This is a genomic window from Floridaenema aerugineum BLCC-F46 (assembly GCF_041929345.1).
GTDB lineage: Bacteria > Cyanobacteriota > Cyanobacteriia > Cyanobacteriales > Aerosakkonemataceae > Floridanema > Floridanema aerugineum.
Map to the genome: position 1 here is coordinate 1 of NZ_JBHFNQ010000202.1, position 11,986 is coordinate 11,986.

The following is an 11,986-nucleotide window of genomic DNA, read 5'->3' on the forward strand; positions in this document are numbered from 1 at the left end:
ATACCTTGTTATATCGGTAGGATTTATTTGCGATCCAAATGTAGAGACGTTTCATGTATTTACTGTAGAGACGTTTAATGTATTTAATGTATAGACGTTTGATTTATTTAAAGTAAAGACGTTTAATTAAAAATAAAAAAAATTTTTTATAAATAAAAAATTTAATTGTATTTAATTTTAATTAAATTATTTTTTTTAATTTAAATTAATTTAATTTTCAATAAATTAAAAAAATAAAACTTCTCTAAATTAAATACATTAAACGTCTCTACAGTAAATACATGAAACGTCTCTACAGTAAATACATGAAACGTCTCTACATTTGGATCGCAAATAAATCCTACCGATATAACAAGGTATAATATTTACCAGTAGATTAAGTCGGGACTTCTATGACTGAACCGATTATTGAATTAAAAGGAATTTCTAAAACTTTTGGTGATAATAAGGTTTTAGACGAAGTTAACCTGACAATTTATCAAGGAGAAGCATTAGGTATTATTGGCCCTTCTGGTACGGGAAAATCAACGATTTTGCGAGTAATTGCGGGATTACTTGCACCTGATGCGGGGGAAATTTATATTCGGGGAAAACGGCGCAAAGGGTTAATTGAAGATGGAGAAAATCCGCTAGGAATTGGTTTAGTTTTTCAGCAAGCTGCTTTATTTGATTCGTTGACAGTAGAAGAAAATGTGGGTTTTTTATTGTATCAACATTCTAAGTTATCACGGCAGAGAATTCGGGAACTTGTGGAGGAGAAATTGGAGATGGTAGGATTGCCTGGAATAAGCGATCGCTATCCCGCAGAATTATCCGGGGGAATGCGAAAACGAGTCAGTTTTGCGCGGGCGATTATGTCTAATCCAGACAACCCAAAGGATAATCCCGAAGTTTTGTTGTACGATGAACCTACAGCAGGTTTAGATCCGATCGCTTCTACTGTGATTGAAGATTTGATTCGAGATTTAAAAGCAAAAACAGGAGGTTGTAACACTTACGCGATCGTCACTCACCAAGATAGTACTATTCGCCGCACTAGTGAACGGATTGTGTTTCTTTATCAAGGTAAAGTGAAATGGGAGGGTGCAGTTGATGATATTGACACTACCGAAGATCCTTTAATGCGGCAATTTTTTAGCGGTAGTGTAGCAGGGCCAATTCAAGTAGTTGGTTGAGAAAAAGTTGGCAAGAAAGTGGAAGAGGAAATATGCGATCGCGTACTATGAGAGAAGGTTCGGTTGGCTTATTATTATTGTTAGGAATAGGACTATTTGCTGGGTTAATTTTGTGGTTACAAGGTATCTATTTTGGCAGACGTGACTATCAATTTACTGTCAACTTTAAGGATGCTGGAGGAATGCAAATAGGAACACCTGTGCGCTATCGTGGTGTCACCGTTGGTAGAGTTCTCAGAGTCGATCCACAAGTTAACGGTGTCGATGTATTAGTGGAAATTACCGAACCAGATTTAGTCATACCTCGTGATGTTAAAATCGAGTCGCAACAGTCAGGTTTAATCGGAGAAAATAGCGTTAATATTACTCCTAATAGAGAAGTACCTACGGATGTAAAAAATCTTGAACCATTCGACCCAAACTGTAATCAAAGACAGCTAATAGTTTGTAATAATGCTCGTTTAGAAGGACAAACAGGGGCTACTATTGACCAATTAATTAATGCTGCTGTTAGCTTCGCTAATCTTTATACCGATCCGCAATTTTACAACAATATTAATTCAGCTATTACTAATACATCAAGAGCAGCCGAAGGTATAGTTAGTTTAACTCGTGATTTATCGGGGTTATCCCAAGCAGTGAGACAGGATTTAGGAAATATTTCCCAAGCAACTACCGCTATTGGTCGCACTGTAGATAGATTTGGTGTAACTGCTGATAAACTGAGCGTAACTGCTGATAAATTTAACGTAACTGCTGATAGAATTGGTCGGACTGCTGACCAATTTAACGTAACTGCTGATAGAATTGGTCGGACTGCTGAGCAAGTTTCTAATCAATTTGGCGTGACTGCAAATAGAATCGGTCGAACAGCCGATCAAGTTACTGTTACTACTAATCAATTGGGTTCTTCCTTTAACCAAACTGCGGGACGGGTAAATAGAACTTTAGACGAATTTCGGTCTACAACGGGTCAAGTTAATGGTTTAGTGAGTAATTTAAATAATTTAATTACTAATAATCAAGGGGCGCTAGTTGCCACTTTAAATAATTTGAAAGAAACGAGTGATGATTTGCGGGTTGCTGTGCGAAAATTGAGTCCGGCGATCGATCGCATTTCCCAAGGACAATTAATTCAAAACTTAGAAACCCTTTCTGCTAATGCAGTAGAAGCATCAGCTAATTTACGCCAAGTTTCTAGTTCTTTAAATGACCCCACAGTTATTTTATCATTACAACAAACCTTAGATTCCGCCAGAGTAACATTTCAAAATGCCCAAAAAATAACTTCTGATTTAGATGAATTAATCGGCGATCCCAAATTACGCCAAAATCTCCGTAATTTGATTAATGGATTAAGCGGTTTAGTTTCTTCCACCGAACAATTACAACAACAGGTAGAAGTAGCCCAATTTTTACAACCAATGAAAGCAGCAACAAATTTACCAATACCTAATACTATTGGTCACTCTCCCACTGATAATTTACCCACCCAAAACAAGCCGAATGTTGCGATACCAGAAACTACAGCCAACAGAAAAGATAGAAAACCTCTCGTCCAAAAATCATCCCACATTGATAATTAACTTTTTTTAATGACGACTAAGTAACTCAAGTTGCTACTTATTACTTTAGGGTAAATTTGTGGTTTGTAGGGTGCGTCAGAGGCGGAAAATTCTGGTGATTTACCAGGCATTGTAGTTTCTGACGCACCCTACGGAATATAACTAGCAACTTGCGTTAAGTACTGGAGTTTAGACTATCGCACTAAAAGTGCGATAGTCTAAACTCCAGTGAAGAAACGAAACCCCCAGAACATCAATAAGCCCCAGTTAATATCACAGTTTGTGCTTGGATTAACGGGGCTTATTAACAACACTGATTAGTAATCAAAGATTACCCGGCTATCAGAACGAATATCGCCGTGGTAAAATCCCTTCTTCCGTCCATCTCCCAAACCAGTAAATGACGATGCTTTGAGAACCTCAAAAAGCTTTCTAAAATCACCATTCATTGGTTGCATATCTAAAGCGCGAAAAGAGAGATGCAGGCTCTTACGAGCGCCACCAACTCTAGCATTCTCGCTAGGTGGACGATAACCAGAAGTAATGTAGAGAGGTGAACCAAATTTATCCCGTACTTCTCCCCAAACTTTAGCCAACTTGACAGCATTCTCCACATATTCCTTACTAGTAGGAACCCGAGTACAATTCTTAGTTGCTTCACCCCAAGTCAAAGGAATGCCTTCAACAATGTATTGATTTGCATACACAATTTCCCCAGTTGGAAGCGTCATTGTTTTACCTGTGCGAGAACCAGCATCAGGATTAAGCTTCGGCTCAGAACCTTCACCATCATTAGCAGCCGTCTCTTCTTGACCCTTTGCTTTCAGCAATTCTTTAGCAGTAGTTACTCCCAAATTGAGTGGAAACTCTAAATCATTATCTAGCTTAAAGTCTGCAAAAGCTTGCTTAGTCATCGGGCCAACAATACCATCCACATTAATTTTAAAAATTGCTTGAATTTCTTTAATTAAATTGGGATGACAATCAGTTAATAAAACAGTAGGTGACTCTAACTTAACGAAATCAGAAAGAGATTGAATTCTTACATTAGTGGTAGTCATAATTTTCTCCGGTTTGCAGTTGTTTCTGAATGTTTACTAGGTTTGAATTGAGTAAAGTATGCAAGTGAAAAATTAAGAGTTAACTCAGCTATTGCACCAGAGGAGGTAGAACCCAATACTGCTCGGTTAAGAGTAGGGGCGAAGCATTCGGGCGACAATTTATGACTCAAACCCTAGATTTTATGTCCGAATGCTTCGCCCCTACAAAGGCAAATAATGCTTAACCGAGCAGTATTGAGGTAGAACCTCCTTTGTCCTCGTTCCCAGGTTCAACCTGGGAACGAAAATGGAGGCTCTGCCTCTTGATGCAAGATCTAAGTTAAATAACTCGGTAAAACTGTTCAGCAATGTTGGCAATGTGTTGAGCTTTATCCATGCCATTGATAATTTTTCTAGCTTTGACAAAATCGCGGTTGGTTGAGTTAATAAAGTTACTCAACTTTAAGGTAGTAAAAGTACCATCGCGCATTCCGATAACTAAAATCTTGGCAGCAATTTCAGGAACAGCAGCTTGTTTTGGATTATTTACTAAATCAATACCTAAACGATTTGACCAATCGGTGTAATTTCTTCGTCCTGTAATTTGTACAAAACCTCTACCTTTAAAACGTGGGCCATCACCTCTTTGGTTATTTCCCAAATCTGATCTGCCTTCGTAAGCTTCACAACTAGCGAGTTCCTCCATCCATTTACCAAGAAGAGATTCATGCTGTGCAGTCGCTAAAATGTAGGCAATTTGACCCCGTTCAGTAACTCCATTGGCTTCACACTCACGGAGAATTAAAGGAATCGACTTTCGAGCATGAGTACGGATGTTACTAGCAGAAATAGAATTAACAATTTTGTCAATGTTGAAAGAACCAACAGTTACAGCATGAGGAAGAAATACTTCCACAGATTGTCCTAATAAAGCTACCCATGTTTGTTGACCGACAATACCATCTACTACTAAAGCTTTATCCTGTTGAAAACGTTTAACTGCTGCTTCTGTAGCTACTCCAAATTTTCCATCAATACTATCTCCAATAAATCCCAACTTCGTTTGCAATAACTTAACTTCATCTTGTAATTCAGGAAATTCAATACCATCTTTCAAGCGCAGGATGGGGAGTTTGATAGTTGACATTTGTAAATTCCTCGTGATGTTGAATCCTTAACTATCAGTTCTGTAGGTTAGCCTTGGTTTTTTTATGCAGTCTCCGCCCAGCAATAGATACTCTAAATTTCGCAAACTCTCTCTATTAAAGGAATCCATCTCTCAAACAAACTTTTTTCTCAGGATTGTTCAAGAGAATTGCATAAAAAAAACGAGCCTAACCTATCAAACTTATAGCGAAGGGTTGAAGCCTAAAATTCATTTTGCAGCTTCACCCAAAAGCTAACCAAAAAACTACTTTGATTATATTTAGTGCAAACATTATGGAATCACCAGCATCTCTAAACCAATCAACATTTACACCTACTCCCAAAAGCATATTTGCTAGCAAGACTTTTTGGGGTGCAGCTTTTACGGCAATGGCTGCGATCGCACCTATCGTAGGAACCGCTGTTGAACAAAACAAACTCTCGGTCGATCATACAGTCAAAATCGTAGTCATTCTTTGCGGTACTGGCGCAACATTAGCTGGACGAGTACAAGCAAAAGACGAAGTTTATACGCCTGATTGGGCACCTGGTCCGAATAAACCAAGTGTTGAACCTTCTCAATCTTAAAAGGGTAAAAAATTCATTTTCCCTTTCTTCTTTGCCCTTCTTTCATCAATTAAGCACGACCATTTGGAAATCAATCACTAAGGAGAATTTATCAATGTTACTCACTGAATTAGCACCCAACAGCACTATTTCTTTTGAAGCTTTAGCTAAAGATACTGAACTTGCTAAACAAGTACAAACTAACTTGATTCGTTTGGGCTTACTCGATCCACCAGCTGATGGTCAATTTGGTCGGTTTTCGTTGCAAGCGTTGAAAAAATTGCAATCTTTACTGAAGATATCAGAATCAGGATTAGGAGTACAAACAGGCAAAGCCTTAAATGAAATTAAAGAAGCGATTCCTCTCAAGTTAGGTAATGACTTAGCTAGCCGAATTGTTAAGTATATGCTTGCCAAAAATTACTTTGTCAGCTTGGGAGAAAAGTACTACAACATTGTTTATTTAGAAGGGGCAAATTCTGATGGTACACTCAATAATGATGCACCAAATCAATGGAACGATCGCCGAATGGTAATTGAAATTGCTTCTGGTATCCCACAGATTGTCGGAAACTGGAAAGCAACAACTGAACCGGGAAATTACTACACTCAACGTCCGATGAATCGTCAAGGCGCTGCTAGAATTGCTTTCGGACAGTATAAAGCTTGGCAAGTAGGAACTCACGGAACCTCCGATCGTCATGAGGCGCTGGTGCAAGTTGCGAAAATTAAAGTCTGCCGCGATCTTAATCAAGATGGAATCCGCAAAGGAGATTTCATTGACGAAGGTCTGTTTTATGTCAACCAACATTGGGGTTACGATATGGAAGTAGTAGGTAGAGCGAGTGCTGGCTGTTTAGTCGGTCAATCTCGCGCTCATCATCGGGAATTTATGGCATTAATTAAGCAAGATAATCGCTATCAGTTAAATAAGAATTACTATTTCTTAACAACTGTTATTGCTGGTGATGATTTAGCTGAGACTTTCCCAGCATAGTTTGCTAAAAAGTAACTAAGAGGGAACAGGGAACAAGGGAAATTTGAAAATTATCCGATCGCTGAAATCTTCTTTCTTGCTGTTCCCTGTTCAGTTTGCTGGTAAAAAAACAAGCTTCTTTGGTGAGGCTTGTTTTAACATTGAAGTGTCTTATCCAAAAGTATCAGAGCCAAATGTCTCCAATTAGTGTTGCTACAAGTCAATCTAAGTACGCCTTAAAAACAGGTTCAGCTAAACTCTGGATTCTTTTAGTTGGAGTAAACAAATATCAAGATAGTAGCTTTCCTCCATTAGAATACTCAGCTTTAGATTGCCAAGGGTTAAGCGAAGCTTTAACAGAAGCAACTCAGGCATTCCCCCAAAAAGAAGTAATTATTTATCATGATTTTGCCGCCCAATCTGCCACAGTGGAGGTAGTTCTTCAAAGTTTAAACTATATTAGTCAAACAGCAAGTTCACAAGATACAGTTTTATTTTATTTTTCCGGGCATGGTTTATTAGAACCTCAAAGTCAGCAAGCTTTTTTGTGTTTTCAGAATACGCGAAAAGATGACCTAATTAATACAGGTTTAAGTTTAGCAGATTTATTAGATATTTTCGGGAATTGTGCGGCTCATCAGCAATTAGTTTGGCTAGATGCCTGTCACAGTGGCGGGATGATGCTAAGAGGTTCTAGAGGAGAAATAAAAACACAGACAAATAATACTTCTACTTTGCTCAGTCCCACAAGTCAATTTGTAGAATTATTACGCAAACGTGCTGCTCAAGCTAAAGGATTTTATGCTTTATTATCCTGCGATCGCGCACAACGATCGTGGGAATTTCCACAATTAGGACATGGAGTATTCACTTATTACTTAATGCGAGGACTGCGGGGAGAAGCCGCAGATTCTCAAGGCGTAATAGATGCAGATAGTCTTTATAAATATGTCTATCACCAAACTCTCCAATATATCGATAAAACTAATCAACAATTACGACTAATTAATCAACAAAAGCGCCATCGTGGTGAAACTCAATTATTATCAGAATACCCCTTACAAACTCCTAAACGAATTGTCGAAGGAGTAGGAGAATTAATTCTAGGATTGAAACCAGATACTATTGCTTTGCAGCATTCACGGTTAGCATTAATAATAGAAGGATTATCTCGCAACGATAATTGTATCAATTTATCTAAAACTTTACGTCAACAGGGAAACTTTGAAGTAGATTATTGGCCGAAACCTGGAAAAGCGTTTTCCGAAGTAAGAGAAGCAATACAATTATGTTTGAAGTCGCACACAATTCCAGACACAGTATTATTATATTTGCGAGGTCGAATCGTACAAACCGAAGAAGGAGAAGCATGGTTAATCTTAGGAGATAACATCAAAATCAGCCGTTCTTGGTTAAGACAAGAATTACGTCGTTCCAGAATCAACCAACAAATTATTATCTTAGATTGTCCGGGAGCAACTTCGCTTGCTGAATGGATAGAAGATTTACAACTTAGCCCAGAACAAGGACAATGTTTAATCGCCGCTGCTGCAACATTAGAAGAACCAGAAAAATTTACTCAAGCATTATTAGAAACTTTAAATGCAGCAGATAAGCAAACTGGATTACCAGCAGCAGGTTGGATTTCGCGATTACAAATGTATTTAGCTGGAACAAACATTATACTTCATGTTTGGCTATCAGGAACGCAGGGAATAATTGAAATCTTACCTGGAAATATTGGTTGGCGAAAAGTTGAAAGTGCTGCTGGATTCGATTTAAATCTCTGTCCTTATATGGGATTACAAGCTTTTGGGGAAGAAGATGCACAGTTTTTTCATGGACGAGAAAGCTTAACCCAACAGTTAGTCAACAAATTAAATAGTTCGGCTTTTTTAGCAGTAGTTGGAGCATCTGGAAGCGGTAAATCTTCGGTTGTTCATGCTGGATTAGTTTCTCAATTAAAACAAGGTAAACAGTTACCTGGAAGCGAACAATGGTGGGTTAAAAGTGTTCGTCCTGGTGCTAATCCTTTGCAAGCTTTATCTTGGCGAATGGTAGATGCAGGTACGGAAAGGGAGAGAGCTTATCAACAGATGGAATTGGAAGGGATGTTGTATGAAGGGGTAGAAGGATTTGTGCGGTGGTTGCGATCGCGCCCCGAACCAATGGTAATATTAATTGTAGACCAATTTGAAGAAGTATTTACTTTAGCAGCCGCCTCAGATAGAAAACGATTTTTAGAGATTATTTTAGGTGCATTAGATTACGCATCTGACAGATTTAAATTAGTAGTAGTTTTACGAGCAGATTTTATTAGTTCCTGTTTAGAAGAACCTGCATTAACTAAAGCTTTACAGCAATCAAATGTGTTAGTTCCACCCTATCTCACCAAGGAAGATTATCGCCAAGCGATAGTAATCCCAGCAGAAAAAGTAGGATTGCATATAGAACCACAATTAGTGGAAGTGTTGTTAGCAGAATTAAATTGTTCAGCAGGTGATTTGCCTTTATTGCAATTTGTTTTGGAACAGTTGTGGTTAAATCGGAATGAAGGCAAAGGCGAAATAACATTAGAAGTTTATCAGCAAAAAATAGGTGGATTGAAAGGAGCATTAGAAAAAAAAGCTCAAGCAGTTTTTGATAGTTTAGATAAAAAAGAACAAGACTGCGCCAAATGGATTTTTTTAGCTTTGACACAATTAGGTGAAGGAAAAGAAGATACCAGACGAAGAGTTTTTAAATCTGATTTAGTAGTAAAAAAATATTCATCTGAATTGGTAGAAAAAACCTTACAAACCTTAACTGCTGCTAAGTTAATAGTAATGAACTCACAATCAGGTGAAAATCTTACTGGTACAAGTAGAAATGGAGAAGAAATACCCTTAGACAATCAGGAATTACCATTATCGGAAGTAACAGTAGAAGTGGCACATGAGGCATTAATTCGCCATTGGTCAACCTTGCGTTGGTGGTTAGAAGAAAATCGCGCCCGGTTGAGAGTGCAACGACAACTTGTGCAGTCAGCAATGTTATGGAAACAAAACCATTATCATTCAGATTTTTTATTGCTAGGTGTAAGATTGGCAGAAGCGGAAGATATTTATATTAAATATACAGATGAATTGTCTGAAGATGTACAACTGTTTATAGATGCTTGTTTGGAAGGAAGAAAACAACAACAATTTCAACTAAAAAAGAGACTGAGACAAGCTAAAGTAGCAGTTGCAACTATTAGTATTTTAGCATTGGGCGCTTTAGGTTTGGGGGGTTTAGCTTATTGGCAAAGCCGAATAAGTCAAATTAGAGAAATTGAGACACTAAATTCATTGTCTGAAAATTATCTACTGTCTAATAAACAGTTGGATGCTTTGGTAACTGGTGTGAAAGCAGGAAGGCAGCTTAAACAAATGATGTGGTTGGGTAATGTAATTCTGCCTAAAGTACCAAAAGATATTCAAACTAAAACAGCAATAAACTTACAACAGGTACTTTCGAGAATTCAAGAATACAACCGTTTCAATCAAGATAGTGAGGTTATTAGCGTAGCTTTTAGTCCTGATGGTCAAACTATTGCTTCTGCTAGTCGCGATGGAAAAGTGATACTATGGCAACGTGACGGTCAGATAATCAGAACTCTGAATGGACATAAAGGTGCGGTTTTTGCGGTAAGTTTTTCGCCTGATGGTGAAATTCTTGCTTCCGCAAGTAAAGATAAAACTATTAAACTTTGGAGAACTAGCGACGGTAAGTTAATTAGAACGCTTTATGGACATAACTATAATGTTACTAGTGTAAGTTTTAGTCCAGATGGAAAGCTGATTGTTTCCGCAAGTAAAGATAACACTATTAAACTTTGGAAAAGCAACAACGGGCAGTTACTCAAAACCCTGGTTGGACATACAAAGAGGGTGATTAGTGTTAGTTTTAGCCCTGATAGTCAAACCATTGTTTCCGGGAGTCGGGATAATACCATCAAACTTTGGCGAAGTAATGACGGTCAGTTACTTAAAAGCTGGACTGGACATAAAAATGGAGTTTTTGCAGTAAGCTTTAGCCCAGATGGAAAACTGATTGCTTCCGCTGGTGGCGACGGCAGTATTAAACTTTGGAAAAGTAGTGATATTACTTTACTGCGAACTTTTTCAGGGCATAGCTCGGAGGTCAATAGCGTAAATTTTAGCCGTAACGGACAGATGATTGTCTCTGGTAGTAGGGACAGTACTATCAAACTATGGAGAACTAACGATGGTAAACTGTTAAATACTCTCCAAGGACATAGCGCTGCGGTTGAGAGCGTAACTTTCAGCCCAGACGGTCAGACGATTGCTTCGGCTAGTCGAGATCAGACTATCAAACTCTGGAGATTTAGCAATAATAGCCTACCGAATACTTTCCAAGGACATAACGCTGCGGTGATTAGCGTAATTTTCAGCCCTAACAGCAACCTCTTTGCTTCAGCTAGTAAGGATAACACAGTCAAACTTTGGGATAGTAGAAATGGTTATTTACTCCAAACTTTTAAAGAGCATAAGAATACCGTCAGTAGTGTAGCCTTCAGTCCTAATAGTAAGTTTATTGCCTCCGCCAGTGAAGATAATACAGTAAAACTCTGGAACAGTAGCAACGGTTCTTTAGTTCACAACTTGCGAGAAAGCGATAAAGTCAATAGCGTAAGCTTTAGTTCCAACGGTGAGATGATTGTTTCAGGTAGTTCGGATGGGACTATTAAGCTGTGGAGAACTAGCGATGGTAAATTGTTGAATACTTTGAAGGATCATAGCGCTGAGGTTCAAAGCGTGATTTTTAGCCCAAATGGAGAAATGATTGCTTCGGCTAGTCGAGATAAAACCATCAAACTTTGGAGAGCCAGGGATGGTAAACTGTTAAATACGATCAACGGGCATAAAAGTGAAGTTTATAGCCTGAGTTTTAGCCCAGATGGTCAAATAATTGCCTCAGCTGGTGAAGATAAAACTATCAAACTTTGGCATTCTAATGGAACTTTGCTGCGAACTATCTCAGCACATAACGGTTATGTTTGGAGTGTTAGTTTCAGTCCAAACGGACAAATACTTGCTTCAGCGAGTGAAGATAAGACTATTAAACTTTGGAGAGTAAGCGACGGTGAGCTACTTGCTACTTTTACGGGACATATTGCTCCTGTCTATAGTGTAAGTTTTAGTAGGGATGGCAAACTAATTGCTTCTGGCAGTTCGGACTATACGATCAAAGTTTGGCGGCTTGATAATATAACATTACAGAATTTTGATTATCTGTTAACCCCTGCCTGCAACTGGCTGCACAATTATCTCAAAACTAGCCCCAAGTTCAAGCAACAGGAGCGTTTAAATTATTGCCAATAAGTTTCTAGAACTTATTGTTGAACAAACCCGGTAACTTCTGTGAAGCCGGGTTTCTAGGATCTAGTTCTGAAGCCTACCTTTTGCCTGCATTAAGGTTCAAGGCTAGAGCTTTACCTGGGATCTGGGGGATCTGTCCGGCCTCTGTCTGTAT

Annotated in this window: 7 protein-coding genes; 5 read left to right on the forward strand and 2 right to left on the reverse strand. The window is 38.4% G+C overall.

All coding sequences use genetic code 11. The features are described from left to right. The first annotated feature begins 392 nt into the window (after nucleotides 1-392). Both ACE1CC_RS26285 and ACE1CC_RS26290 read left to right on the forward strand, forming a co-directional pair. Nucleotides 393-1,175 carry an ABC transporter ATP-binding protein gene (locus tag ACE1CC_RS26285; RefSeq protein WP_413273387.1) on the forward strand — a complete coding sequence of 261 codons (783 nt, stop codon included), beginning with the start codon at nucleotides 393-395 and terminating at the stop codon, nucleotides 1,173-1,175. A 32-nt stretch (nucleotides 1,176-1,207) separates the two neighbouring features. Next, nucleotides 1,208-2,761, forward strand: coding sequence for an MlaD family protein (locus tag ACE1CC_RS26290; RefSeq protein ID WP_413273388.1), 1,554 nt, complete (start codon nucleotides 1,208-1,210; stop codon nucleotides 2,759-2,761). A gap of 296 nt (nucleotides 2,762-3,057) precedes the next feature. Here ACE1CC_RS26290 and ACE1CC_RS26295 read toward each other — a convergent pair whose 3' ends face one another. Beyond that, complete coding sequence (locus ACE1CC_RS26295) at nucleotides 3,058-3,801, reverse strand: D-Ala-D-Ala carboxypeptidase family metallohydrolase (protein ID WP_413273389.1); 744 nt, start codon at nucleotides 3,799-3,801, stop codon at nucleotides 3,058-3,060. A 319-nt stretch (nucleotides 3,802-4,120) separates the two neighbouring features. Further along, nucleotides 4,121-4,927: a peptidoglycan-binding protein gene (locus tag ACE1CC_RS26300; protein ID WP_413273390.1), complete on the reverse strand. Its 807-nt coding sequence runs from the start codon at nucleotides 4,925-4,927 to the stop codon at nucleotides 4,121-4,123. 293 nt (nucleotides 4,928-5,220) lie between these two features. Between ACE1CC_RS26300 and ACE1CC_RS26305 the strand changes: the two genes are divergently transcribed. From ACE1CC_RS26305 to ACE1CC_RS26315, 3 genes are all read left to right on the forward strand, one after another. Then, nucleotides 5,221-5,514: a hypothetical protein gene (locus tag ACE1CC_RS26305; protein WP_413273391.1), complete on the forward strand. Its 294-nt coding sequence runs from the start codon at nucleotides 5,221-5,223 to the stop codon at nucleotides 5,512-5,514. Nucleotides 5,515-5,608: 94 nt separating this feature from the next. Further along, nucleotides 5,609-6,490, forward strand: a complete 882-nt coding sequence (locus ACE1CC_RS26310) for a peptidoglycan-binding domain-containing protein (RefSeq protein WP_413273392.1) — start codon at nucleotides 5,609-5,611, stop codon at nucleotides 6,488-6,490. A 173-nt stretch (nucleotides 6,491-6,663) separates the two neighbouring features. Beyond that, nucleotides 6,664-11,835 (forward strand): nSTAND1 domain-containing NTPase, encoded by a 5,172-nt coding sequence (locus tag ACE1CC_RS26315; RefSeq protein ID WP_413273393.1) that lies wholly within the window; start codon nucleotides 6,664-6,666, stop codon nucleotides 11,833-11,835. Nucleotides 11,836-11,986 lie beyond the last annotated feature (151 nt).

Excerpts from the sequence above, each read along its gene's own strand:
- ACE1CC_RS26285 (WP_413273387.1), top strand. The coding sequence starts at position 393 with ATGACTGAACCGATTATTGAATTAAAAGGAATTTCTAAAACTTTTGGT.
- ACE1CC_RS26290 (WP_413273388.1), top strand. The coding sequence starts at position 1,208 with ATGCGATCGCGTACTATGAGAGAAGGTTCGGTTGGCTTATTATTATTG.
- ACE1CC_RS26295 (WP_413273389.1), bottom strand. The coding sequence starts at position 3,801 with ATGACTACCACTAATGTAAGAATTCAATCTCTTTCTGATTTCGTTAAG.
- ACE1CC_RS26300 (WP_413273390.1), bottom strand. The coding sequence starts at position 4,927 with ATGTCAACTATCAAACTCCCCATCCTGCGCTTGAAAGATGGTATTGAA.
- ACE1CC_RS26305 (WP_413273391.1), top strand. The coding sequence starts at position 5,221 with ATGGAATCACCAGCATCTCTAAACCAATCAACATTTACACCTACTCCC.
- ACE1CC_RS26310 (WP_413273392.1), top strand. The coding sequence starts at position 5,609 with ATGTTACTCACTGAATTAGCACCCAACAGCACTATTTCTTTTGAAGCT.
- ACE1CC_RS26315 (WP_413273393.1), top strand. The coding sequence starts at position 6,664 with ATGTCTCCAATTAGTGTTGCTACAAGTCAATCTAAGTACGCCTTAAAA.